We start from the raw sequence: 25,256 nt of genomic DNA on the forward strand, positions 1-25,256 counted from the left end.
GGCCCTAGCCCTCCCCCACGGCGACGACACCGCGCCGGATGGCGCGCACCGCGTCGCCCGCGGCCCGGCCCACGGTGTCCTCGTTGCCGGCGACGGCGCGGATCTGGTCGAGCAGGTCGACGACCTGCCGGCACCAGCGCACGAAGTCTCCCGCGGACAGCTCGGTGCCGTGCGAGGTGGCCCCGGCGAGCACGACCGCGAGCGAGTCGCCGCGCACCCACCGGTGCACCGGCCACGCGAAGCCGAGGTCGGGCTCGCGGGTGCGGTCGAGGCGGTGGCGCCGCTCGTCGGCAACGAGGTCGTGCCACAGGGCCACCGTCTGCTCGACCGCCGACGTGGCGTCCTCGGGCACGCGGGGCACGCCGCCGTCGTCGCGGCGGCTGTCGTAGACCAGCGACGACGCCACCGCCGCGATCTCCGCCGGCCCGAGCCCGCGCCACACGCCGTGGCGCAGGCACTCGGCGACGAGGAGGTCGGACTCCCCCCACAGCCGCGAGAGCCGACGCCCGTTCTCGGTGACGTCCTCGTCGTCGAGGTAGCCGCGCTCGCCGAGCAGCCCGCGGATGCGGTCGAACGTGCGGGCGAGCGAGTGCGTCGTCGAGCGCACGCGGTCCTGGAGCTGCTCGGTCTCGCGCTCGAGGCGCTGGTAGCGCTCGAACCACCGCGAGCGATCGTCCCGGTCGGCCAGCCCGTGACACGGGTGGGCGCGCAGCGCGCGGCGCAGCGACGCGAGCTCGGGGTCCTCGTTCTCGGCGCCCCGACGGCGGCGGGCCGACCCCGAGCGGGTCGGCGGCTCGATCCCCGTCTCGCGCAGCGCGTTGGCGAGATCGCGCCGCAGCCGCGGGACGCGGTGGTCCATCCTGCGCGGCAGCTTCATCGTGCCGAGCGCCGCGACGGGCTCGGGGAAGTCGGCGAGCGAGAGTCGCCCGGCCCACCGGTCCTCGGTGAGGACGAGCGGGCGCGGCTCCTGGTCGCGGGGGCTGCGGTCGATGCCGGGGTCGAGCACGACGGCCAGCCCGGCGCGCTTCCCACCTGGGACGGCGATGACGTCGCCCGGCTTGAGCGCCTCGAGCGACGCCGCGGCCTCGGCCTTCTGCGCCGACCGGCCCTGGCGCGACAGGAGCTTCTCGCGCTCGGTCACCCGGCGGCGCAGGTCCATGTACTCGGCGAAGGACCGGAAGTCGTCCTCGTCGCCGGAGTGCCCGCCGGCGGCCTCGGCGTAGCCGGCGAGGGCCTCGCGGTTGCGCTCGAGGCGCTTGGCCAGCCCGACGACGCTGCGGTCGGCCTGGAACTGCGCGAACGACTGCTCGAGCAGCTCGCGGGCGCTCTCGACCCCGACGCGGTCGACGAGGTTGACCGCCATGTTGTAGCCGGGGCGGAACGACGAGCGCAGCGGGTACGTGCGGGTCGAGGCGAGGCCGGCGACCTGTTCGGGGTCGACGCCGGGCACCCAGAGCACCACCGCGTGGCCCTCGACGTCGATGCCGCGCCGGCCCGCCCGGCCGGTGAGCTGCGTGTACTCCCCCGGCGTCAGCTCGACGTGGGCCTCGCCGTTGTACTTCACGAGCTTCTCGAGCACGACGGTCCGCGCGGGCATGTTGATGCCCAGCGCGAGCGTCTCGGTGGCGAACACCGCCCGCACGAGGCCACGGACGAACAGCTCCTCGACGGTCTCCTTGAACGCCGGCAGCATGCCCGCGTGGTGGGCCGCGACGCCGCGCTCGAGGCCCTCGCGCCACTCCCAGTAGCCCAGGACGTCGAGGTCGGCCTCGGGCAGGCCCGCGGTCTTGCGCTCGACGACCTCGCGGATGACGGCCGCGTCGTCCGGGCCCGTCAGCCGCAGCCCGGAGCGCACGCACTGCGTCACCGCGGCGTCGCACCCGGCCCGGCTGAAGATGAAGGTGATCGCGGGCAGGAGCCCGGCGGCGTCGAGGCGCTCGATCACGTCCACGCGCGACGGCGGCCGGAAGCCCGATCCCCCGCCGCGTCCCGGCGGCCCCGAACGTGCCGGCCCGCCGCGCCGGTCACCCGGGCGTCCGCCACGGCCGGGAGGCCCGGACCGCGCGCGCCCGCCCCGGATCGAGGGCCCGCGGTCGACCTCGGCGACGGCGCGCACGAGCGTCGGGTCGACCTTGAGCGCCGTCGTGCCGCCGCGCCGTTCCTCGGCGAACAGGTCGAACATCCGGTGCCCGACCACCATGTGCTGCCACAGCGGCACCGGACGGGTCTCGTCGACGACGACGGTGGTGTCGCCGCGGACGGTGACGAGCCAGTCGCCGAACTCCTCGGCGTTGCTCACCGTCGCCGACAGCGACGCGATCTGCACGTGCTGGGGCAGATGGAGGATGACCTCCTCCCACACCGCGCCGCGGAAGCGGTCGGCGAGGTAGTGCACCTCGTCCATGACGACGTAGGCGAGACCCTCGAGCGCCGGCGACTCCGCGTAGAGCATGTTGCGCAGCACCTCGGTGGTCATGACCACCACCGGGGCCGAGCCGTTGATCGCCGCGTCGCCGGTCAGCAGCCCGACCGCGTCGGCGCCGTGGCGCTCGACCAGGTCGGTGTACTTCTGGTTCGACAGTGCCTTGATCGGCGTCGTGTAGAAGCACTTCTGGCCGCGGGCCAGGGCGAGGTGCACCGCGAACTCGCCCACGACCGTCTTGCCCGCGCCCGTCGGCGCGCAGACCAGGACGCCGTGACCCTGCTCGAGGGCCAGGCAGGACTGCCGCTGGAAGTCGTCGAGCTCGAACGACAGCTCGGCGGCGAACCGCGAGAGCTGGGGGTGCGAGGAGCGGGTGCGAGCCTGCTCGTAGGCCTCGGCAGGAGAGCGAGTGGCCACGTCTCCACAGTGTCACACCCGGACGGGGCGCCGCCGGATCAGGTGGCGTCCCACCGGTCGGTCGAGCCGTCGCTGCCCCGATCGGGGGCCGGAGACGCCGGGGGGAGCGGCTCGATGCGCGGGGCCGGCGCGGGCGCGGGCGTCGACGAGCCCAGGCGGTCGTCCAGCGGTGAGGGCTGATCGGGGTCGAGGCCCTTCCAGTCCGGGATCTGGCTCCAGCCCTGCTCCAGTCGTCGTCGGGCCTCGCGCTTGTCGTGCACCCGCGCGACCTGGATGGCGAGCTCGAGCAGCAGCACCAGCGAGACACCCAGGGCGAGCATCGAGATCGGGTCCTGCCCCGGCGTCGCGAGCGCGGCGAACACGAACAGCCCGAAGACCAGCCCTCGCCGCCAGCTCGAGAGCTGGGCGTAGGAGACGATCCCGACGCGGTTGAGCATCACCACCAGCAGCGGCAGCTCGAAGCTCACCCCGAAGATGATCAACAGGGCGAGGAGCAGGCTGAAGTAGTCGGAGCCCCGCAGCACGGTGGTCTGGATGTCGCCGCCGACGGTGAACAGGAACTGCAGGGCCTGGGTGACGACGAAGTACGCGAGCACCGCGCCGGCGCTGAACAGCACCACCGCGAGGCTCACGAACGTGTACGCGAAGCGCTTCTCCTTCGCGTACAAGCCCGGCGTGATGAAGCCCCAGAGCTGGGCGAACCAGATCGGGCTCGACATCAGGACCCCGGCGGTGGCCGCGACCTTGAGCCGCAGGGTGAACTGCTCGAACACCCCGAACGCGACGAGGCGGCACTCCTGGCCGCCCCCGAGCTGCACGCGGTTCTCCGGCGGCAGCGCGCAGTACGGCTCGGTGAGGATCTGCCCCAGCGACGGCAGCCCGAACGGGTAGGCGGTGTACCAGAAGAACCCGAGCGCCGTGCCGATCGCGACGGCCAGCAGCGCGACCGCGAGGCGTCGTCGCAGCTCGTAGATGTGCTCGACGAGCGTCATCGTGCCGTCGGGATTGGCACGACGGCGTGACCCGGGCCGGCGCAGACCGCGCCACCACCGGGCACGCGACCCGGAGGACGCAGTCATCGAGGGTTCAGGAGGTGGAGCCGGGCCGCGTGGTCGGGGTGGCGTCCGGCGACGAGGGCGCGACGCCGTTCGTGCCCGACGAGCCCTCGTCCAGCGCGCGACCCGGAGCCTGCGGCGTGCCGGAGGCCTCGCCGGGCTTGGCGGCCTGCTCGTCCTCCTTCAGCCCGCGGGTCTCGGCCTTGAAGATGCGCATGGACTGCCCGAGGCCGCGTGCCATGTCGGGCAGCTTCTTGGCGCTGAAGAGCAGCACCACGCCCACGATCGCGATGATGACCCATTCGCTCACGGTGTGGCTCCTTCCACGGTGCTGCTGATGCTACGCCTGCGCCGCTGCTCGAGCCGGACCCGCAGCGCGGCGGTACGCGCCGTGAGCATCCCGGCCTCCCGGCCGAGCTGCTCCCGGGCGACGCCCGCGACGAGGGCGAACCGCTTGACCGGCTTGAGCGCGGCGACGACGACCAGGCCGAGCACGACCACCGCGGCGACCACCGCGACGATGCTCCACAGGTACGGCACGGCGCCGACCCTAACCCGGCGTCGTGACCCTGCGGTGAACGCCCGTCGGCACGGAGATCAGCAGTGCACGGGGGCACCTCATCGTCGCCGTTCCGGTGCCCGGCGCCCTCCTGATCACCGTCAGGCGCCCTCGCCGTACGCCGCCAGGGCCTCCCGGGCCCGGGCGCGGCGGGCCTCGACCAGGTCCGGCGGGGCCAGGACCTCGACGGCGTCGCCCAGGCCGAGCAGCAGGCGGACCATCCAGTCGCGGTCGCCGTAGCGCATGGTCACCCGCGCCGAGCCGTCGTCGTCGGCGTGCAGGTCCTCGACCGGGTAGTACTCGGCCACCCAGCGGGCGGCAGGGCGCAGCACGAGGGCGGCGACGTGGGCGCCGTCGTCGGGGCGCAGCAGGTCGTCCCCCGACCCCTCGCGGCCGCGGGCCCCGGGCGGCGGGGCGGAGGGTTCGTCGAGGACCTCCGCGTCGTCGACGCGGTCCAGCCGGAAGAGCCGCACGCCCTCGGCGCGGCGGCACCACGCCTCCAGGTACACCGAGGCGTCGACGAGCAGCAGGCGCATCGGGTCGACGACGCGGCGGCCGACGGCGTCGCGGGACGCCGAGTAGTAGGTCAGACGCAGCGCGCGGCCCGTCTCGACCCCGCGCCGCACCGCGTCCTCCGCCCGGCCCGGGGCGCGGCCGAGGCCGACGGCGACGCCCTCGGGCTCGGCGGGGAGCTCGGTCCTCGTGCCGACCCGGCCGGCAGCGTCCTCGATCTTCGCGAGCGCCCGCTGCACCGCGTCGGCGTCCACCACCCCGGGCGCGTCGGCCAGCGCCCGCAGCGCCACGGCCAGCGTCGCGGCCTCGTCGCCGGACAGGCGCAGCGGACGGCGCATGCCGGCGTCGAACGTGACGGTCACGGTGTCGCCCTCGAACGAGAGGTCGACCAGGTCGCCCGGCCCGTACCCCGGGAGCCCGCACATCCAGAGCAGCTCGAGATCGCGCCGCAGCTGGGCCTCGGCGACGCCGAAGTCCGCGGCCGCCTCGGCCACGGCGATCCCGGGCCGGGCGAGCAGGTAGGGCACGAGCGTGAGCAGGCGCGGCAGCCGCTCGGCCACCCCGGCGGTCACCGCGGGCTCCCGGCGTCGGCGGCCTCGGGGGCACGGTCCAGCGACCCCCGCAGCAGCGCCACCACGGCGTCCCGCAGCTCGGGGGGCTCGAGGACGACGGCGTCGGGGCCGTGGCCGGCGACCCAGCGGGCGGCGGTGTCGACGCGGGAGAGGTCGATCTCCACGACGTCCGGGTCGCCGCCGGGATCGGGCCGGGCGCCGCGCCGCAGGCCCTCCGCGCGTCCCGGGGTGAGGCGGATGCGGGCCAGGCCGGTGGGCGGCGGCGGACCCGCGGAAGCGGCGACGAGCGCGACGAGGTCGACGTCCGGGGGCGGCGTCACCGCCCCGCGCGGCCCGATGGCCCGGACGTCGTCGCCGATGCGCGAGAGCCGGAAGCAGCGGACGTCGTCGCGGTCGCGGTCGTGGCCGACGAGGTACCAGCGGCCGCGCCAGGACACGACGCCCCACGGCTCGACCGTGCGTGTCCGGGCGTCGGCGGAGGGGTTCGACCGGTGGGTGAAGGTGACGACGCGGCCCGCGCGGCTCGCGGCCAGCAGCGGCGCGAACGCCGGCTCGGTGGCGCGCAGCCGGGGCTGCACCGCCGACGCGGCGTCCGGGTCGACCGCGATCCCCGCCGCCCGCAGCTTCTGCAGCGCCGTGCGCGCGGCCCCCGCCAGCGCCGGCGAGTCCCACAGCCGCGCGGCCAGCGCGACCGCCGTCGCCTCGTCGGGGGCCAGGTCGATGTCGGGCAGCTCGTAGTCGCGGCGGGCGATCCGGTAGCCGTCGACGGGCTCGGCCATCGAGGACCGCCCCGTCTCCAGCGGCACCCCGAGCTCGCGCAGCTCGGCCTTGTCCCGCTCGAACATCCGGAAGAACGCCTCGTCGGACGCGACGTCGGCGTAGCCCGGCACCGTGGCCCGGATGCGCTCCGCGCTGAGGAACTGGCGCGTCGAGAGCAGGCAGAGCACGAGGTTGACCAGGCGTTCGGCGCGTGCGGACGGGCTGGTCGTCACCCCGGGCAGCCTACGGCCCCTCGCGCAGGTGTTCGAACGCCGGTGCCCCGGCGAGTCGGATCAGATCGAGTCCGAGCTGCGCTGCGCCCGCTCGATCCGCACCTGGCCGTCGTCGTCGCGGTCGACCTCGAAGCGGTAGCTCTCGCGGCTGGTGCGCCCGCTCGCGGTGGTGAACTCGATGTCGGCGGTGACCGTGTCGCGCCGCACCGCCACGTTCGTCGCCCGGACCTCGCGGATCCCGGTCCAGAAGCTGCGGTACTCGTCGTAGCCGCCCGACTCGTCACGGGCGCGGTCCGAGAGCACCCCCCAGGCGCCGTCGATGTCGCCGGGCAGCGACGAGTAGTAGTCCACGACCACGGTCCCGGGGTCTCCGGGCGCCGCCGGATCCGCCGGCGAGAGCGGCTCCGCGACCCGCGGGGTGGGGGTCGGGGACGCCGGGGAGCCGCCGCCGAGCGGGTCGGCGGGCGCCTCGGAGGACAGGGCGGGCTCTGCGGGCGCGGCGACGGGCGGGGGCGTCCGGTCGCCGGTCCCGACGGCCACCGCCACCCCGACGCCGACGGCCAGGACGGCGCCCGAGGCCGCGGCCGCGACGGCGACCCGGCGGGAGCCGAAGCGCGAGGGACGGCTGCGGTCGGAGCCGCCGCGCGAGGTGCGCCGTGGGCGCACGTCGGCGGGCCGCACCTCGATGGGACGCAGATCGGTGGGGCGCAGATCGGTGGGGCGCACGTCGGCCGGACGCGCGGCGGGGCCGGCGGCGACGGCCTCCGACGGGCCGGTCACGGACGGGGTCGGCGCGACGGCGGGCGCGCCCTCGGCGGGCGCGTCCTCCCCCGGCTCCTCGTCCGACGGAGCCGGCACCGGGACCTCGGCGGTGCCGGTCACCCGCGGGGCGGGCACCGCGGCCTCGCGCGGGGCCGGGACGAACGGGGCCGTCCCGCGGCTGCGCAGGGCCCGCTCGACGGCGCCGATGCCGGGCCGGTGGGCAGGGTCGAGGCGCAACATCGCGGCGAGGGGGCGTCCGAGCACGCCGGCGCGGGTGGCCGGTCGGAGCTTGCCCTCCGCCATGGCGTGGAGCACGGCGAGGGTGTTGTCGTGGTGCCCGCACACCAACTCGTTCTCGACCGCGGCGTAGAGCGTGGCGCCGAGGGAGAAGACGTCGGAGGCCGGCGTGGGGTCGCCGCCACGGGCGACCTCCGGGGCGAAGTAGCCCGGGGTGCCCGCGACGGTGCCGCCGCCGGTGGCCGTGGTGTCCCACGTGGCCCGCGAGACGCCGAAGTCGGTGATCTTCGCGACGCCGTCGTCGGTGATGAGGACGTTGCCGGGCTTGATGTCGCCGTGGACGATGCCCGCCTCGTGGACGGCGCCCAACGCGTCGGCCACCTGCGCGCCCACCCAGGCGGCCTCGGCGGGCTCGAGCGGCCCGTGCTCGGCGATCAGCGCCGCGAGCGAGCGCGACGGCAGGTACTCCATGACCAGCCACGGGCCTGCGTCATCCACGACGACGTCGAACACCGCGATGGCGCGCGGGTGCACGACGCGCGCCGCGATCCGGCCCTCGCGCATCGCGCGGGCCCGGGCGACGCGCTCCTCGGTGGCGTCGCGGTGGCCGCCGTCCGCGAGCTGCTTGACGGCGACGGTGCGCCGCAGACGCCGGTCCCAGGCCGTCCAGACGACACCCATCGCGCCGGCGCCGATGCACTCGCCGATCCGGTACCGGCCGCCGAGCACCGTGCCGGCCACGGACGCGTCGACCGGCACCGGTGCGGCGTCGTGCATCGTGCTCGGCGCCGCCACCGGGCGGTGCAGGCGGGAGGTGCGGGGCTGGTGCTGCATCGAGTTCTCGTGCCGTCCTCGGGCGTCGTCGGGCAGTGCGTGCTGGGGCGGTGCGTGCTGGGTTACCTCGTGCGCCCCGCCGCACGCTGCCGACGTGAGCGCGGTTACAGGGTCGCGATCAGTCGGTCGACGCGTTCGTCCACGGCGCGGAAGGGGTCCTTGCAGAGGACGGTTCGCTGGGCCTGGTCGTTCAGTTTGAGGTGGACCCAATCCACGGTGAAATCTCTCCCGGCGGCCTGGGCGGCCGCGATGAAGTCGCCGCGCAGCTTCGCGCGGGTGCTCTGCGGCGGGGTGTCCTTGGCCGCCTCGATCTCGCCGTCGTCGGTGACGCGGTCGACCATGTCCTTGCGCTGGAGCAGGTCGAAGATGCCGCGGCCACGACGGATGTCGTGGTAGGCGAGGTCGAGCTGGGCCACCCGGGGGCTCGACAGCCCGAGGTCGTGCTTGGAGCGGTAGCGCTGCACCAGGCGGTGCTTGATGGCCCAGTCGATCTCACGGTCGATCAGGGAGAGGTCCTGGCGCTCGACGGCGTCCAGCGTCCGGCCCCAGAGCTCGAGCACGCGCTCGGTGACCGGGTCCGAGCCGCGGCGGGCCACGTGCTCGACGGCGCGGGCGTGGTACTCGCGCTGGATGTCGAGCGCGCTGGCCTCCCGGCCGCCGGCCAGGCGCACCGGGCGGCGTCCCGAGAGGTCGTGGCTGATCTCGCGGATGGCGCGGATCGGGTTGTCGAGGGTGAAGTCCCGGAACTGCACGCCCTGCTCGATCATCTCGAGCACGAGGTGGGTGGTGCCCACCTTGAGCAGCGTGGTGACCTCGCTCATGTTCGAGTCGCCGACGATGACGTGCAGGCGGCGGTAGCGCTCGGCGTCGGCGTGCGGCTCGTCGCGGGTGTTGATGATCGGGCGCGAGCGCGTCGTCGCCGACGACACGCCCTCCCAGATGTGCTCCGCGCGCTGGGAGAGACAGAACACCGCACCCCGCGGCGTCTGCAGGACCTTCCCGGCGCCGGCGATGAGCTGGCGGGTCACGAGGAAGGGCAGCAGCACGTCGGCGATGCGGGAGAACTCCCCCGAACGGCCGACGAGGTAGTTCTCGTGGCAGCCGTAGGAGTTGCCGGCGGAGTCGGTGTTGTTCTTGAACAGGAAGATGTCGCCGCCGATGCCCTCGTCGGCCAGGCGCCGCTCGGCGTCGAGCAGCAGGTCCTCGAGGATCCGCTCCCCCGCCTTGTCGTGGGCGACCAGCTGGGTGAGGGAGTCGCACTCCGCGGTGGCGTACTCCGGGTGCGAGCCGACGTCGAGGTACAGGCGCGAGCCGTTGCGCAGGAAGACGTTGGACGACCGCCCCCACGACACGACCCGGCGGAACAGGTAGCGGGCCACCTCGTCGGGCGAGAGTCGCCGCTGGCCGTGGAAGGTGCAGGTGACACCGAACTCGGTCTCGACCCCGTAAATCCTCCGCTGCATGCGCACCACCCTAAGCGTTCGAGGGGCCCTGTGATGCTCCTCGAGCGGCCGGGTCCCGGGTCTCCCCGACCGGATCACTACGGTCGGCCCCGTGGCACTCCCGGGACGTGGACTGGCATCGGACTTCTCCCACGGCGTGGGACGACGGGTACGCCAGGGCGCGCGCGGCAGCCGGCGACGCCTCGCGGACGTCAACGAGCAGGACTGCCGGATCACCACCGCCATCGGTGCGCTGCCCTACACGGCCGCAGACCCTGCGCTGGCCGCGCTGAGCAGGTCGGCCAACCACAGCAAGCTCTGGTTCGGCGTCGCCGCCGTGCTCGCCGCCGGCACGCGCCACACCCGCCGTGGCGCCCTGCGCGGCACGCTGGCCATCACGGGGGCGAGCCTGCTGGCCAACGGCGTGCTCAAGCCCCTGGTCCCCCGCCGCCGGCCCGCGGCGGAGCTGTTGCCGGAGTACCGCTCGCTGGACTTCCCGCCCACGTCGTCGTCGTTCCCCTCCGGCCACGCCGCCTCCGCCGCCGCGTTCGCCACCGCCGTGGCGATGGAGAGCCCGAAGGCCGCGTCGTGGGTCGTGCCGCTGGCCCTGACGGTGGCGTACTCCCGGGTCCACGTCGGCGTGCACTGGACCAGCGACGTCGCCACCGGCGTGGCGCTCGGGGCGGGCGTGGCGCTGGCCACACGGCGCTGGCTGCCGGTGCGCGACATCGACGAGGCCGCCGCCCGCCCCGTGGCCGGCGCGCCGAGCCTCCCCGACGGCGAGGGCCTCGTCATGATGGTGAACAGCCGCTCGGGCAAGGCCGGCGTCGACCCGTACGACGAGCTCGTGAGTGCCCTGCCGCGCGCCCGGGTGCTGCGGCTCGAGGAGCACGCCGACCTGGGCGAGGCCCTCACCCACGCCGCCCGCCGGCCCGGGGTGCGGGCGCTGGGCATCGCCGGCGGCGACGGCTCCGTGGCCGCCGCGGCGCGGGTGGCCGAGGACCTCGACCTGCCCCTGGCCGTCGTACCCGCCGGGACCCTCAACCACTTCGGGCGCGACGTCGGCGTCTACGACACCCAGGAGGCCATCGACGCGACCGGGGCGGGCGAGGCCGTCGCCGTCGACCTCGGTGAGCTGCGCATCCACGCCGACGCCGAGGGCCGCCAGGAGCCCCAGCGCGTCGTCTTCGTCAACACCTCGGCCTTCGGCGGCTACCCCGAGATGGTCCGGCTCCGCGAGAAGTGGCAGCCGCGGTGGCGCAAATGGCCGTCGGCGGTGGCCGCTCTGCTGGTGACCCTCAAGCGCAGCCGGCCCATCCGCGTCCGCCTCAACGGCGTGGAGCGGTCGGTGTGGATGCTGTTCGTCGGCAACGGGCCCTACGTGCCGACCGGGATGGTGCCGTCGTACCGGCCCCGCCTCGACACCGGTGTGCTGGAGGTCCGCTACCTGCGTGCCGACCGGCGCTTCGCCCGTGCCCGCGCCTTCGTGGCGCTGGCCACCGGCGTGCTCGGCCACAACCGGATCTACCAGGAGAGCGCCATGCGGTCGCTGGACATCGAGCTGCTGGACGGACCGGTCGAGGTCGCCGCCGACGGCGAGGTCGTCGGCAAGGGACAACGCCTGCGCTACCGGGTGGCCGACCACCCCGTGCCGATCTACCGCCGCGACGAGGCGCTGTGGCCGCACCGCGCCACCGCCCGCTGACCCGAAAGCATCCCGTGACCCCAGCCGTACTCCCGGTCGTGGCCGCTCCCCGCTCCGACTCCCCCGCCTGGTCCTCCTGGCTCCGGCGCCTCGACCGCACCGCCGACCGCGGCCTCGTCTGGGCGGCCGTGGCCGGTGGCCTCGTGGCCTCCGGGCGCGGGCCGCTGCGGCGCGCCGGTGTCCGCGGGATCCTGGCCGCCGCCGCCACCTCGACCGTCGCCCACGCGCTGGCCAAGCCCCTGCTCCCCCGCTCCCGCCCGTGGTCGCGGCGCTTCCCGTCGGCCCACGCCGCGTCCTCGACGGCGTTCGTCACCGGCGCGGCCATGGAGTCGCCGGTGCTCGGGGCGGCGCTGGCACCGCTCGCGATCGGGGTGTCGTCCGCCCGGGTGTCCCTCGGCGAGCGGACCTTCGCCGACGTGGCCGCCGGCGCGGTGCTCGGCGCCGGCATCGCGACGCTGACACGACGCTGGTGGCCCGTGGTGCGCCACGCCCCGGCCCGCGCCCGTCCCGCGGGCGGTGCCCCGGCCCTGGGCGACGGCGCGGGGCTCGTCATCGTCGCCAACCGGTCCGCCGGCACCCCGGGCCCGCTCGAGACCCTCGGCCAGATCGTGGCGCCCGTGGTCGGGGTCGGCGGGGACGAGGACGAGGAGGACCCGGTCGCCGAGGTGCACGCCGAGATCCACGCGGTGCTCCCGAAGGCCCAGGTCGTCATCCCGACGGCGGGCGAGGACTTCGTCGTCGAGGTGGAGGCCGCCCTCGACCGCCCGATGGTCGACGGCGGCGCCACCCGCGCGATCGGGGTCGCGGGCGGCGACGGCTCGGTGGCGGCCCTGGCCGGGCTGGCCCAGCGCCGCCACGTGCCCCTGGTCGTCCTGCCCGAGGGCACGCTCAACCACTTCGCCCGCGACGTCGGCATCGACGACTCGCCCTCGGCGCTGGCCGCCGCCCGCGACGGCGACGCGGTGCTCGTCGACGTCGGGCTCGTCGACATCACCCCCGCCGAGGGCGAGGAGCGCACCGTCGCGTTCGTCAACACGGCGAGCCTCGGCGGCTACCCCGACATGGTCAAGCTGCGCGAGGACTGGGAGGAGCAGTGGGGCAAGTGGCCGTCGGCGGCCATGGCCCTCGTGCGGGTGCTCGCCGAGGCGACCCCGCTCGTCGTCGAGATCGACGGCCGGCGGCAGAGCCTCTGGCTCCTCTTCGTCGGCAACGGCGGCTACCAGCCGCGCGGCATGGCCCCGCTGTCCCGCCCGCGGCTCGACGCGCGGGTGCTCGACGTCCGCTACCTGCGGGCCGACGTGCCGTTCTCCCGCACCCGGTTCATGATCTCGGTCCTCGCCGGCACCCTCGCCCGCAGCCGCGTCTACGTGGCGAACACGAGGACGCGGCTGTCGGTGCGCGTGGTGGGCCCGCCGGTCGGGCTGGCCACCGACGGCGAGGTGCAGCCCGACAGCGAGCGCTTCGTCTTCCGGATCGCGCCCAAGCCGGTGCCGGTGTACCGGTCGCGGGAGGAGATCCCGCGACCGTAGGGCGCTCAGGCCTGCGGGTCGGCGCCGCCGGCGCCGGAGACCTCGTCGCCCGCGCCGGTGTCCTCGGCGGGGGTCTCCTCGGCGGCCGGGGTCTCGTCGCCGGGCAGCAGTGCTGCGAGGGCGGCGCCGGTCACCCGGCGGAACGTGCGGCGGGGACGGCGGGCGCGGTCGAGGACGGCGACCTCGAGCGCGTCGACGCCGAGGGGCTCGGCCGAGGCGGTCGACGAGGTCCCGTTCTGGGACTGCAGCGCCTCGAGGGCGATGCGCAGGGCGTCGCGCATCTCGAGATCCGGCTCGTACGACGAGCGCAGCGCCGCGCTGATGGGCTCGGTGGTGCCGCCCATGACCACGAAGCGGGGCTCGTCGGAGATCGATCCGTCGTAGGTGATGCGGAACATCTGGTCGCGCTCCGGCGTCGCGCCGACCTCGGCCACGCACAGCTCCACCTCGAACGGCTTCTGCTGCTCGATGAAGCTCGCCCCGAGGATCTGGGCGTAGGCGTTGGCCAGCGAGCGGCCGGAGACGTCGCGGCGGTCGTAGGAGTAGCCGCGGACGTCGGCGAAGCGGATGCCGGCGGTGCGCAGGTTCTCGAACTCGTTGTAGCGCCCGACCGCGGCGAACCCGAGCGAGTCGTAGATCTCCGAGACCTTGCGCAGGGAGTTCGAGCGGTTCTCCGCCACGAACAGCACGCCGCCGGCGAAGGTCAGCACGACGACGCTGCGCCCGCGCGCGATGCCCTTGCGCGCGAGCTCCGAACGGTCGCGCATCAGCTGGTCGACCGACGCGTAGAACGGCATCGTCATGGCGGGGAGCGCTCCTGGGGTCGGGCGGTCGGGTGGGGTCGGGCGGGAGGGGGTGCTGTCCGGAGGGTGCGGCTCAGCCGCCGGGCTTCTCGCGGCGGCCGGCGACGACGGCCTCGGCGACCGCGGCCGTCTCCTCCTGCGGCAGCATCGTGGCGCCCTCGGCATCGATGGTGACCACGATCGGGTAGATCGCGCGGATGGTGTCCGGGCCGCCGGTGGCGCTGTCGTCGTCGGCGGCGTCGTAGAGCGCCTCGACGAGGGTGCGCACGCAGTCGGCGGCCGACGCGGACGGGTCGTGGCGCTTCTTCAGCGACGACTTCGCGAACAGCGACCCCGAGCCGACGCCGGCGTAGTCGGTCTCCTCGTTGCGGCTGCCGACGACGTCGTAGGACACGATCCGCCCGGCGCGGGCCGGGTCGGCCGCGTCGAGGTCGTAGCCCACGAACAGCGGCACGAACGACAGACCCTGCATCGCGGCGCCGAGGTTGCCCCGCACCATGCCGGCGAGCTTGTTCGCCTTGCCGTCGAAGGTGAGCTGGACGCCCTCGAGCTTCTCGTAGTGCTGCAGCTCGACCGCGAACAGCCGGACCGCCTCGACGGCCAGCCCGGCCGTGCCCGCGATGCCCGCCGCCGAGTAGTCGTCGGTGACGTAGACCTTCTGCATGTCCCGCGAGGAGATGAGGTTGCCCATCGTGGCGCGACGGTCGCCGGCGATCGCGACGCCGCCGTCGTAGACCGCGGCGACGATCGTCGTGCCGTGCGCAGCGGCGACGTGCCCCGCCTGCTCGGCCGTCACGGGCCGGGCGTTCGCCCCCGGCAGGAGGTCGGGCCGGACCTCGCGCAGGAAATCGACGAACGAGGCCGTCCCGGCCTGGAAGTAGGCCGGGTGCAGGGCCGACGAGGGCTCCATCGGTGGGGGCGCTCCTAGGCAGGTCGTGTGGGCTGGGCGGGTCTGTCGGGTGATGGAACACCGCCCCCGAGACCCGGCGTACCGGGCCGCGGGGGCGGCGGGGTTCTCGATGTCTCCGGCGCGGGCTGCGAGGCTCCGCCGGGAGGTTACTGGCCGCCCTTCTGGACGTACGCGCGGACGAAGTCCTCGGCGTTCTCCTCGAGCACGTCGTCGATCTCGTCGAGGATCGTGTCGACGTCCTCGCCGAGCTTCTCGCGGCGTTCCTGGCCGGCGGCGGTCGAGTCCTCGCCGCCGTCGCCGTCGTCGCCCCCGCCCTGCCGCTGGGTCTGTTCCTGCGCCATGGCTGCCTCCCGGGTCCTCGGTACTGCAGGTCGAACCCTACCCATCGAGAGCGACATCCGCCCGTACCGCGGATCACCCCCGTGTCAGCGCCTCCACCAGCGCGCTGGCGTCCGCGGAGTTGTCGATGAGCTCGCCGACGTGCCCGCGCGTGCCGCGCAGGGGCTCCAGGGTCGGGATCCGCACCAGGGACTCGCGTCCGAGGTCGAAGATGACCGAGTCCCACGACGCCGCGGCCACCTCGCCGGGGTAGCGCTCGAGGCAGCGGCCGCGGAAGTAGGCCCGCGTGTCCTCCGGCGGGGACGTGACCGCGGCGCGGACGGCCTCCTCGTCGACCAGCCGCTTGATCGAACCGCGGGAGACCAGGCGGTTGTAGAGGCCCTTGGCCTGACGGACGTCGGCGTACTGCAGGTCGATGAGGTGCAGCTTCGGCGAGTCCCACGGCAGGTTGTCGCGCTGTTGGTAGCTCTGCAGCAGGTCGAGCTTGGCCACCCAGTCGAGGCGGTCGGCGCAGCGCAGCGGATCGGTGCCGAGGTCGTCGAGGACCTGCTGCCAGATGTCGAGCACCTCGCGGGTCATCGGGTCGATCTCGCCGTCCTGCGTGGTCTCCTCGTGCTTCCAGGCGCGCTCGAGGTAGGCGTGCTGGATGTCGAGCGCGGTCATCTTGCGCCCGTCGGAGAGCTCGACGACGGTCTTCAGCGTCGGGTCGTGGCTGATGCGGTGCACCGAGCGCACCGGCTCGAGCAGGCGCAGGTCGTCGAAGCGGACCCCGCCCTCGATCATCGAGAGCACGAGCGCCGCGGTGCCGCACTTGAGGAACGTCGAGTACTCGGCCAGCGTCGCGTCGCCGATGATGACGTGCAGCCTGCGGTACTTGTCGGCGTCGGCGTGGGGCTCGTCGCGGGTGTTGATGATGCCGCGCTTGAGCGTGGTCTCCAGCCCGACCTCGACCTCGATGTAGTCGGCGCGCTGGGAGAGCTGGAAGCCCGCCTCGTCGCCCGACGCCCCGAGCCCGACGCGGCCGGCGCCGCAGACGACCTGCCGCGACGCGAAGAACGGCGTCAGGCCGGTGATGATCGTCGGGAACGGGGTCTGGCGGGCGCAGAGGTAGTTCTCGTGCGAGCCGTAGCTCGCGCCCTTGCCGTCGATGTTGTTCTTGTAGAGCTGGATGCGCGGGGTGCCCGGGACGGTGGCGGCGCGCTCGGCGGCGTCCTCCATGACCCGCTCGCCCGCCTTGTCCCAGATGACGGCGTCGCGCGGGGTGGTCACCTCGGGGGCGGAGAACTCCGGGTGCGCGTGGTCGACGTAGAGCCGGGCGCCGTTGGTCAGGATGACGTTGGCGGCGCCGAGGTCGTCGAGGTCGCCGGTGTCCGGCGGCGGGCCCGCGCTCGGCCCGAGGTCGAACCCGCGGGCGTCACGCAGCGGCGACTCGACCTCGTAGTCCCAGCGGGCGCGGCGCGCGCGGGGCACGTCGGCCGCCGCGGCGTAGGCCAGCACGATCTGGGTCGAGGTGATCACCGGGTTCGCCGCCGGGTCGCCGGGGACGGAGATGCCGTACTCGATCTCGGTGCCCATGATGCGCCGCGCGGTCATGCTCTCGACCCTACGGGTGCGACGGGCGCGCGGCCTGCTCCGACCCGGGGCCCCGTTCTGGGCCCCGCTCCGGGCCCCGCCACAGGACCGCGAACACCACCGCACCCGCCACGACCGCCCCCGCCATCGTCGCCGCCATGGGCACCGCGGAGCGGCCGCCGGCGATACCGACGAGCGGGGCCGTGCCCGCCCCGACCAGGAACTGGGCGGTGCCGAGCAGCGCCGAGGCGCTCCCGGCGTGCTCGGGGTGGTCGGCCAGGGTGAGCGTCGTGGCGTTCGGCAGGACGAACCCGACGCCGATGACGGTCACGACCAGGCCCGCGAGGATGCCGGCGAGGCCCACGTCGAGCAGCGCCGACGCCAGCAGCACGCCGGTGCCGGTGAGCGCGACGCCCAGCCCGACGACGAGCAGCCGCTCCGGGCGCACCCGCCCCGAGCCCGCGAGACGCCCTGCCACCTGCACCGACGCGACGATGGCCACCGAGTTGGCCGCGAACACCCCCGAGAACCCCTGCGGCGAGAGCCCGTAGAGCTCCTGCAGCGCGAAGGTCGAGCCCGAGATGTAGGCGAACATGGCCGCGAACAGCAGGCCGGCGGCCAGGACGCAGGCCAGGACCCGCCGGTCGGAGAGCAGCACGCGGAACGAGGCTGCGGTGGCCGCCGCGCTCCCCGCGCGACGCCGGGACCGGGGCAGCGACTCGCGCACCAGCAGCAGTACCGCGACGCCCGCCAGGGCCCCGTAGACCGCCAGCACGACGAACACCCCGCGCCAGCTCGTCACGCGCAGCAGCTGGCCGCCGAGCACCGGCGCGACGATCGGCGCCACCCCGGAGACGAGCATCAGCGTGGCGAACGAGCGTGCCGACGACGTCGCGTCGCTGGTGTCGCGGACCACCGCGCGCGCCACGACGATCCCCACCGCCCCGAGCAGGCCCTGCGCCAGGCGCAGCGCGATCAGGACCTCCACGCTCGGCGCCACCGCGCACAGCACCGAGGCGACCGCGAACCCCGCGGACCCGATCAGCATCGGACGCCGCCGTCCCAGCACGTCGGACAGGGGGCCCGCGACCAGCTGGCCCAGCGCCAGCCCGACCAGGCAGGCGGTCAGCGAGAGCTGGGTGACCGACGGCGTCGTGGCCAGGTCCGCGGTGAGCGCGGGAAGGGCCGGCAGGTAGGTGTCCAGCGACAGCGGGGCGGCGGCGGTCAGCGCACCGAGCACCACCAGCCGGGCGCGGTGCGCGCGCCTGCTGACGGTCGGGCTGCCGTTCCGGTCCTCCCCCGCCCCTGCCGTCGGGTCCTCCGACGGGGCGGGCCCGGTCACGCGGGCTCGTCCTCGGTGGGACCGACCGCGGGGTCCTCCGCCGTGAGCCATCGCAACAGGTGGTCGTGGACGTCCGGGTCGTTGAGCAGGTGGAAGTGGTGCGACGACGTCAGCGGCTGGACGTCGGCGATCGCGCCGCCCGCGGAGTCGACGGGCACCAGCAGGTCGCCCAGGGCATTGGCCAGCGGGTGGCGCTCGGAGCTGGTGACGCACGCGGCCACGGCGTGGTGCGAGGCGTGCGCGAGCAGCGGCACCTCGGCGTCGGACACCCCGGCCACGAGGTCGCGGATGCCGGCGGAGCGCCGGTCGAGGAACTGGCCCCAGGTGGCCGAGCGCGACCAGCGCGAGAGACCAGACGCGAGCTGGTCGACGCGGTGGGCCAGCGGCGCCCCGCGGTGCGGCGAGCCGAGGTAGATCATGCGCCGGACCGTGGTGACCCACGGCTGACCGGTCTCGACGGCGTGGTGGCAGGCGTGGCGCAGCAGGAGCCCGCCCATCGAGTGCCCGACGAGGTCGAGCCGGCGGACCTCGGCGGGCCACCGGTTCCAGAGGTCGGTGAGCAACAGGGACAGCGCGGCCCCGTTGTCGGCGATCCGCAGGCCGGAGTTGTAGCGCAGCAGCAGGGGCGTCGCGCCGGTCGCCGACGCCACCCGCTCGGCGTAGCCCTCGCCCGCGCTCGCCTCGCCGTAGAGGCGCCAGGCGTGCTCGGTCTCGCCGAGGCCGTGGACGAACAGCACGAGGCGGCCGAGGTCGCGCTCCGGGTGGTCGGCGACGGCCGCGCGGAGCTCCTCGGGGTCACCGGGCAACGCGTCGTGCTCGTCCTCGAGCGTCGAGGTGTAGAGCGCCATCGGCACGGCGAGGTCGTTGTCGAGGGCCACCATGTGGTCGCCGACCAGCCCGTTGATCGCCCCGGTGATCACGGCGCCCGTGGGGTTGCCGGTGATGGGACGCCACTCCCCGGGACGGGCCAGGCCCGCGGCGACACCGATGCCGCGCCCGGCGAGGTGGGAGATGCCGCGCACCGCGGCGTAGACGCCCGAGCTGATGCCGTCGTGCACCACCTGCACGGGCCGCGACGCCGGGCCGAGCCCGACCCTGCGCAGCGCGCCGAAGACGGTGCCCGCGACGGCCTCGTGCGTGCCCTGGACGGGGCGCGACACGATGTCGATCGCCTCCGACGCGACGACGGCCGCCCCGCGGACCTCGTTGCGATCCCTCGAGGGGGTGCGCTCCGGGGTGCGGGACGGCCGGGTGTGCTCGTCGGTCATGACCCGAGATTACCGGTACTGGGCGTACACAGCTTCTCGTGTCACAGGTACTGGCCGGTGTTCGAGGCCGTGTCGATCTCCTTGCCCTGCGCCGCGCCCTTGCCGGTGACGAGCGTGCGGATGTAGACGATCCGCTCGCCCTTCTTGCCCGAGATCCGGGCCCAGTCGTCGGGGTTGGTCGTGTTGGGCAGGTCCTCCGACTCGGCGAACTCGTCCACCACCGCGTCCAGCAGGTGCTGCACGCGCAGACCGGACTGCTGCGACTCCAGGTGCGACTTGATCGCGGCCTTCTTCGCCCGCCCCACGATGTTCTCGATCACCGCGCCGGAGTTGAAGTCCTTGAAGTACAGGACCTCCTTGTCCCCGTTGGCGTAGGTGACCTCGAGGAAGCGGTTGTCGTCGGTCTCGGCGTACATCCGCTCGACGACCCGCTCGATCATGCCCTCGAGGCACGCCGCGCGGTTGCCGCCGAACTCGGCGATGTCCTCCTCGTGGACCGGGAGCCCGTCGATGAGGTACTTGCCGAAGATGTCCATCGCCGACTCCGCGTCGGGACGCTCGATCTTGATCTTCACGTCGAGACGGCCCGGCCGCAGGATCGCGGGGTCGATCATGTCCTCACGGTTGGAGGCGCCGATGACGATGACGTTCTCGAGCCCCTCCACGCCGTCGATCTCCGAGAGGAGCTGGGGCACGATCGTCGTCTCGACGTCCGAGCTGACGCCCGAACCACGGGTACGGAAGATCGAGTCCATCTCGTCGAAGAACACGATGACCGGCGTGCCCTCGGACGCCTTCTCGCGCGCCCGCTGGAAGATCATCCGGATGTGCCGCTCGGTCTCGCCGACGAACTTGTTGAGCAGCTCCGGGCCCTTGATGTTCAGGAAGTGCGCCTTGACGTCGCGGCTGTCCTCACCGCGGGTCTCGGCGACCTTCTTGGCCAGGGAGTTCGCCACCGCCTTCGCGATGAGCGTCTTCCCGCAGCCGGGCGGGCCGTAGAGCAGCACGCCCTTGGGCGGGCGCAGCTGGTAGGTCCGGAACAGGTCCGCGTGCAGGAACGGCAGCTCCACCGCGTCGCGGATGGAGTCGATCTGCCGCGAGAGACCGCCGATGTCGGTGTAGGCGACGTCGGGGACCTCCTCGAGGACGAGCTCCTCGACCTCGGCCTTCGGCACCTTCTCGTACGCGTAGCCGACCTTGGAGTCGACCATCAGCGAATCGCCCGGCTTGAGCTCCGGCCCGTCCGCCCCGAGCAGCGAGTCGGCCAGGTGGATGACCCGCTCCTCGTCGGCGTGCCCGATGATCAGCGCCCGCGTCCGGCTGCCGTCCTCGTCGGTGAGGATCTCCCGCAGCGCGCACACCTCGCCGATGCGCTCGTACTCGCCGGCCTCCACGACGGTGAGCGCCTCGTTGAGCCGCAGGGACTGCCCGCGGGTCAGCTCGGCGGTCTCCACCGCCGGCGACACCGCAACCCGCATGCGGCGGCCGGAGGTGAACACGTCCACGGTCGAGTCCTCGTGGGCGACCAGGAAGACGCCGTAGCTCGACGGCGGCTGCGCGAGCCGGTCGACCTCCTCGCGGAGGGAGACGAGCTGCGCGCGCGCCTCCTTCAGCGTCTCCGTGAGCTTGTCGTTGCGCTCGGTCAGCTGGGAGACGCGCTGCTGCGCCTCCCCCAGTCGCTGCTCGAGGATGCGCGCGTGCCGAGGGGATTCGGTCAGCTTGCGCCGCAACAGCGCGACCTCGTCCTCGAGGAAGCGCACCTGTGCTGCCATGTCCGCCGAGCCACGTTCACCGCGGTCCCGGCCCTGGTCGGATCGGCCCCTGGGGTCGTCGTCAGTCGTCACGGCGCCCTCCTCCGCTACTCCGTGACGCAACCGTACCCGCGAATCGAGGTGTCCGTGGAGTAGCGTCCCGGTGACGGACTTCTCACGCCACCCCCTTGCGCGCTGTCACGGTGGGTGAGTTGACCACCACGGAACAGCACCCCTCGCTCACCCTCGGTCGACATCCGACCTGGTCGGGGACGGTCAGCCCCGACTGGGTCGCCGCTGCACGCGAGGGGGCGTGACGCCGTCCGCCAAGCGTCGCGCGGTCACGATGAAGGCCGTGTGCGCGATCATCCGGTGCTCCGGACGGACGGCGAGTCCCACCGCGTGCCACGGCCGGACCATGGCCTCCCACGCCTGCGGCTCGGTCCAGCAGGCCTGCTCGCGCAGCGCCTCGGTGAGCGACGAGAGCTGCGTCGTCGTCGCGACGTAGCCGACCAGCACCCCGCCGGGCACGAGCGTCGCGCGCACGACGTCGAGGCACTCCCAGGGCGCCGCCATGTCGAGGACGATCCGGTCGGCCGTCTCCTCGGGGTCGTGGTCGGCGAGGTCGCCGACGCGCAGGTCCCAGTTCTCCGGGCGCTCGCCGTAGAAGCGCTCGACGTTCGCGACCGCGTGCTCGGCGTGGTCGGCGCGCACCTCGTAGGAGCGCACGTGCCCCGCCGGCCCCACGGCGCGCAGCAGGCTGCACGTCAGCGCACCCGATCCGGCGCCGGCCTCGAGCACCCGCGCGCCCGGGAAGACGTCGCCCCACATGAGGATCTGCGCCGCGTCCTTCGGGTAGATCACCTGGGCGCCGCGGGGCATGGCGAGCACGTAGTCGGGCAGCAGGGGACGCAGGGCGAGGTAGGGCGTGTTCGCCGCCGAGAGCACCACGCTGCCCTCGGGGGCGCCGATCAGCTTGTCGTGCGCGATCGCCCCGCGGTGCGTGTGGTAGCTCTGCCCGCGCTCGAGCACCAGGCTGAAGTGCCGGCCCTTCGGGTCCGTGAGCTGCACCCGGTCGCCGGGACGGAACGGGCCGCTGCGGACGGGGCCGCGCTCGTCGGGGGTGTCGACGGGCGGGGTGTCCCCGGTGTCCCCGGTGTCGCTGTCCTCGGGCCCGGTGTCCGTGGCGTCGGTGTCCGTGGCGTCGCCGTCCTCGGGCGCGACGGTCTCGACCGGCGTCTCGTCGGTGACCGTTCCGTCGCTCTGCACGACGACCCACCCTAGGGACCGCGGGGTGCGGCGCCGCGAGGGGCACGTTCGGCAGGTCGCCGCGTCCGTCGATCATGCGCAACGTGCCCCTCGTGGCGGGCGAATGCGCGTCCCGCGAGGAGGACAGGAGCTGTCGGGGTGCCGACCTACCGTGGCGGACATGAGCGCAGAGACCGACACGGTCGACACCGGGGAGCAGGCCCCGCCGCGCCCGCCCGCGCTCTCGCCCTCGCGGGCGGTCGACTTCCGGCGCTGCGCGCTGCTCTACCGCTTCCGCGCGATCGACCGGCTGCCCGAGACGCCCTCGCCCGCCGCGCTGCGGGGCACGGTGGTGCACGCGGTGCTGGAGCGGCTGCACGCCCTCGCGCCCGACGACCGGCGCCCGGACGCCGCGCAGGACCTCGCCCGGGACGTGCTCGACGAGCTCGGGCCCGCCGATCGCGCGCTGCTCGGCGACGACCCCGGACTCGCCCCGCTCCTCGAGCGCTACTTCGCCCTGGAGGACCCGCGGGGCGTGACGTCGGAGGCGCGCGAGCTGCGGGTCGAGGCCGAGCTGGAGGGGCCCGAGGGGCCGACGCCGCTGCGCGGCCACGTCGACCGGCTGGACACCGGGCCGGACGGGCTCACGGTGGTCGACTACAAGTCCGGGCGGGCGCCGCCGGTGCGCGGCGAGCTGCGGGCGCTGTTCGGGGTGCGGTTCTACGCGCTCCTGCTCGCCCGCAGCCGGGGCGTGGTGCCGACGGTGCGGCTGCTGCAGCTCGGCGACGTGACGACGCTGACCCTGCGCCCCACGGCCGCGGAGCTCGAGCGGTTCGCCGGCGTGCTGCGGGCGGTGTGGTCCGCGATCCGCCGGGCCGCGCCCTCCGGCGACTTCCGCCCGAACCCCGGCCCCGGGTGCGCCTTCTGCGACCACCGCCCGCGGTGTCCGGCCTGGGGCGGGACGCCGCCGCCCTACCCGGGCTGGCCCACGCCGCTGCCCGTCCCCCGCCCTCGCGAGCCGGGGTGACGGACGTCAGTAACCGGACGTCAGCAGCCGGGCGGCGCCCCGCCGGTGCCGTCGGGGAACGGCAACGCGCACGGCGCCCGGCGCGGGGTACCCAGGGCCCCGCCACCGGGGGTGGCCTCGGTGCTGTTCGTGACGATGCTCAGCGAGGTGAACAGCCGCACCATCTGCCGCGAGTCGATGTTGGGGATCTCGTTCTGGGCGCCGGCCTGGGCGTTGAGGGCGTTGGAGGGCTCGCCGCCCGTCTCGTCGACGACGTAGGCGCCGTAGTCGCGGAACGCCTCGGCGATCTTGCGGGTGTCGGGCTCGGTGATCCAGCTCAGGTCGACGTCCGGGGGCAGCCCCATCAGCGTCCCCATGTGCACGCGCGGGTCCGGCCCGCGGTAGACGTCGCGGAAGGCCCCGTCGGCCTTGAAGGCCGGCCAGCGGAACCCCTCCTGCGCGGTGCTGCAGCTCAGCTCGCAGTTGAGGTTGATCTTCAGCGGGTGCCGGAGGGGCTCGGGCTTGGACATCTCGCCGACCCGGATGCTGCCGCCGATCCCGGAGAGGTTCGAGCCGCCGTGGCACCCGAGCCTGCCGTCACCGCGCAGCGGCACCGCGGGGAAGGAGAAGTCGTAGGACGGGTCGCCGCCGGGACGCAGGCGCAGCGGCTGCCCGGCCACCACCGTCTCCCCGTCCGGGGTGTCGGCGAGGAAGGTCGAGCAGTTGTTGTACGAGCCGTCGGCCGAGAGCCCGGGGTCGACGTGCACGTCGACGCGGCCGCGGGGCCACACCGCCTCGCGCACCGGGAACGCCGGGTCGACGCTGATGTTCTCGATGTCCAGGTAGACGTCGCGGGCCTGCGTGTTGAACGGCGCGAACTGTGCCGACTGCGCCAGCGGCAGGTTCCAGACGGAGTCCCAGGCGAAGGGATGCGTGTAGAGGTCGCGCGACGGCCCTCGATAGGGTTCCGGCCCCGAGCCCGCCCCGCCCAGCGACGTCGCCACCAGCACGCCCGCGATGGCCATGGCGGCGGTGAGCACCGCCAGCAGGACGCGTGTCCTGGCTCCCGTCACACGGTCCCCCTGGTCGGTGGCAGGCGATGATCGTAGCGAGGGCGAACCCCGACCCCGTCCCGCTCCCCTCCCCCGACCCCGCTGCGGAGAGCCCCCGTGACCCCGACCGAGCCCTTCTTCCGCCTGCTGACGCCCGCGGCCGACGACCCGCCCGGGACCCAGCGCGTGCTCGCGACCGACTCGACGGCGGGCCCCTGGTTCCCCGGGGCGCAGCACATGGGCCCGCCGAGCGCGCTGCTGGTCCGCGCGCTGGAGCGCTGCGAGCCCCGCGACGAGGTGGTGCTCTCGCGCCTGACCGTCGAGGTGCTGGGGCGGGTGCCGGTGGGCGAGCTGACCGTGTCCGCCCGCGTGGAGCGTCCCGGGCGCACGATCGAGCTGGTGTCCGCGGAGCTCGCCGCCGACGGCCGGGCGGTGGCGCGCGCCGCGGGCTGGCGCCTGGCGGTCACCGACACGTCCGCCGCCGCCACCGATCCCGGACCGACGATGCCCGGCCCCGACGAGGGCCGCGTCATCCCCACCCCCGAGGGCTGGCTGCCGGGCTACCTCGACGCCCTCGAGTGGCGCTGGATCGCCGGGCACCTCGGCGAGTCCGGGCCCGGGCAGACGTGGGGCCGCCTGCTGGTGCCGGTCGTCGACAACGAGGAGCCGACGCCGTGGCAGCGCCTCGCCTCGGTGGCCGACTCCACCAACGGCGCCGCGTCACGGCTCGACCTCAACGACTGGCTCTTCGTCAACACCGACCTGACGGTGCACGTCCACCGCGCCCCACGGGGCGAGTGGATCGGGCTCGACGCCGACAGCGTCATCGGCCCCGAGGGGCTGGGGACGGCGTTCTCGGTGCTCCACGACGAGCACGGACGGGTCGGGAGGGCCGCCCAGGCGCTGACCGTCCGGCCGCGCTGATC

21 protein-coding genes are annotated in these 25,256 nt (G+C 74.5%); 4 read left to right on the forward strand and 17 right to left on the reverse strand.

What is annotated here, in order from left to right; translation table 11 throughout:
- Positions 1-4: 4 nt before the first annotated feature.
- The 8 genes from OG774_RS04920 to pafA all read right to left on the reverse strand — a co-directional run bounded on the left by OG774_RS04920 (position 5) and on the right by pafA (position 9,826).
- Complete coding sequence (locus OG774_RS04920; RefSeq protein WP_328307236.1) at positions 5-2,839, reverse strand: DEAD/DEAH box helicase; 2,835 nt, start codon at positions 2,837-2,839, stop codon at positions 5-7.
- A gap of 38 nt (positions 2,840-2,877) precedes the next feature.
- Positions 2,878-3,831 carry a twin-arginine translocase subunit TatC gene (tatC, locus tag OG774_RS04925; protein WP_328307238.1) on the reverse strand — a complete coding sequence of 318 codons (954 nt, stop codon included), beginning with the start codon at positions 3,829-3,831 and terminating at the stop codon, positions 2,878-2,880.
- Between the two features lie 94 nt (positions 3,832-3,925).
- The gene (gene tatA, locus OG774_RS04930; protein WP_274194790.1) at positions 3,926-4,204 is read right to left on the reverse strand and encodes a Sec-independent protein translocase subunit TatA; all 279 of its coding nucleotides are present in this window, start codon (positions 4,202-4,204) and stop codon (positions 3,926-3,928) included.
- Positions 4,201-4,434, reverse strand: a complete 234-nt coding sequence (locus OG774_RS04935; protein ID WP_328307240.1) for a hypothetical protein — start codon at positions 4,432-4,434, stop codon at positions 4,201-4,203. The genes tatA and OG774_RS04935 overlap by 4 nt, the downstream gene beginning before the upstream one ends.
- Positions 4,435-4,554: 120 nt before the next feature.
- Positions 4,555-5,538, reverse strand: coding sequence for a helix-turn-helix transcriptional regulator (locus tag OG774_RS04940; protein WP_328307242.1), 984 nt, complete (start codon positions 5,536-5,538; stop codon positions 4,555-4,557).
- Positions 5,535-6,530: a helix-turn-helix transcriptional regulator gene (locus tag OG774_RS04945; RefSeq protein ID WP_328307244.1), complete on the reverse strand. Its 996-nt coding sequence runs from the start codon at positions 6,528-6,530 to the stop codon at positions 5,535-5,537. The genes OG774_RS04940 and OG774_RS04945 overlap by 4 nt, the downstream gene beginning before the upstream one ends.
- Positions 6,531-6,590: 60 nt before the next feature.
- Positions 6,591-8,363: a serine/threonine-protein kinase gene (locus tag OG774_RS04950; protein WP_328307246.1), complete on the reverse strand. Its 1,773-nt coding sequence runs from the start codon at positions 8,361-8,363 to the stop codon at positions 6,591-6,593.
- Between the two features lie 104 nt (positions 8,364-8,467).
- On the reverse strand, positions 8,468-9,826 hold the full coding sequence (gene pafA / locus OG774_RS04955; protein WP_274194795.1) for a Pup--protein ligase: 1,359 nt from the start codon (positions 9,824-9,826) through the stop codon (positions 8,468-8,470).
- 136 nt (positions 9,827-9,962) lie between these two features.
- Between pafA and OG774_RS04960 the strand changes: the two genes are divergently transcribed.
- Both OG774_RS04960 and OG774_RS04965 read left to right on the forward strand, forming a co-directional pair.
- Entirely contained in the window at positions 9,963-11,510 is a 1,548-nt protein-coding gene (locus OG774_RS04960; protein WP_442873994.1) for a bifunctional phosphatase PAP2/diacylglycerol kinase family protein, read from the forward strand.
- 38 nt (positions 11,511-11,548) lie between these two features.
- A complete protein-coding gene (locus tag OG774_RS04965) occupies positions 11,549-13,039 on the forward strand; it encodes a bifunctional phosphatase PAP2/diacylglycerol kinase family protein (protein WP_328307252.1) in 1,491 nt (496 codons plus the stop codon).
- 5 nt (positions 13,040-13,044) lie between these two features.
- On the opposite strand, the gene prcA is transcribed toward OG774_RS04965, so the two are convergent.
- The 8 genes from prcA to OG774_RS05005 all read right to left on the reverse strand — a co-directional run bounded on the left by prcA (position 13,045) and on the right by OG774_RS05005 (position 22,293).
- Entirely contained in the window at positions 13,045-13,842 is a 798-nt protein-coding gene (prcA, locus tag OG774_RS04970) for a proteasome subunit alpha (RefSeq protein ID WP_328307254.1), read from the reverse strand.
- A 73-nt stretch (positions 13,843-13,915) separates the two neighbouring features.
- Positions 13,916-14,752 carry a proteasome subunit beta gene (prcB, locus tag OG774_RS04975; protein WP_328307256.1) on the reverse strand — a complete coding sequence of 279 codons (837 nt, stop codon included), beginning with the start codon at positions 14,750-14,752 and terminating at the stop codon, positions 13,916-13,918.
- A gap of 146 nt (positions 14,753-14,898) precedes the next feature.
- Entirely contained in the window at positions 14,899-15,093 is a 195-nt protein-coding gene (locus OG774_RS04980; protein WP_274194800.1) for a ubiquitin-like protein Pup, read from the reverse strand.
- A 73-nt stretch (positions 15,094-15,166) separates the two neighbouring features.
- Complete coding sequence (dop, locus tag OG774_RS04985; RefSeq protein ID WP_328307260.1) at positions 15,167-16,684, reverse strand: depupylase/deamidase Dop; 1,518 nt, start codon at positions 16,682-16,684, stop codon at positions 15,167-15,169.
- 10 nt (positions 16,685-16,694) lie between these two features.
- Positions 16,695-18,005, reverse strand: a complete 1,311-nt coding sequence (locus OG774_RS04990; RefSeq protein WP_328307261.1) for a multidrug effflux MFS transporter — start codon at positions 18,003-18,005, stop codon at positions 16,695-16,697.
- Positions 18,002-19,273, reverse strand: coding sequence for an esterase/lipase family protein (locus OG774_RS04995; protein WP_328307262.1), 1,272 nt, complete (start codon positions 19,271-19,273; stop codon positions 18,002-18,004). The genes OG774_RS04990 and OG774_RS04995 overlap by 4 nt, the downstream gene beginning before the upstream one ends.
- 41 nt (positions 19,274-19,314) lie before the next feature.
- Complete coding sequence (gene arc / locus OG774_RS05000; RefSeq protein ID WP_328307264.1) at positions 19,315-21,117, reverse strand: proteasome ATPase; 1,803 nt, start codon at positions 21,115-21,117, stop codon at positions 19,315-19,317.
- Positions 21,118-21,300: 183 nt separating this feature from the next.
- Positions 21,301-22,293, reverse strand: a complete 993-nt coding sequence (locus OG774_RS05005) for a tRNA (adenine-N1)-methyltransferase (protein WP_328307265.1) — start codon at positions 22,291-22,293, stop codon at positions 21,301-21,303.
- A 160-nt stretch (positions 22,294-22,453) separates the two neighbouring features.
- Between OG774_RS05005 and OG774_RS05010 the strand changes: the two genes are divergently transcribed.
- Entirely contained in the window at positions 22,454-23,299 is an 846-nt protein-coding gene (locus OG774_RS05010; RefSeq protein ID WP_328307267.1) for a RecB family exonuclease, read from the forward strand.
- A gap of 20 nt (positions 23,300-23,319) precedes the next feature.
- Here the strand turns inward: OG774_RS05010 and OG774_RS05015 are convergent, their stop codons facing one another.
- Positions 23,320-24,351, reverse strand: coding sequence for a hypothetical protein (locus tag OG774_RS05015; protein WP_328307269.1), 1,032 nt, complete (start codon positions 24,349-24,351; stop codon positions 23,320-23,322).
- A 96-nt stretch (positions 24,352-24,447) separates the two neighbouring features.
- Between OG774_RS05015 and OG774_RS05020 the strand changes: the two genes are divergently transcribed.
- Entirely contained in the window at positions 24,448-25,254 is an 807-nt protein-coding gene (locus OG774_RS05020; RefSeq protein WP_442873945.1) for a thioesterase family protein, read from the forward strand.
- Positions 25,255-25,256: the final 2 nt, after the last annotated feature.

Source organism: Actinomycetospora sp. NBC_00405, from assembly GCF_036044095.1.
In the GTDB taxonomy this organism is placed as follows: Bacteria; Actinomycetota; Actinomycetes; order Mycobacteriales; family Pseudonocardiaceae; genus Actinomycetospora; species Actinomycetospora callitridis.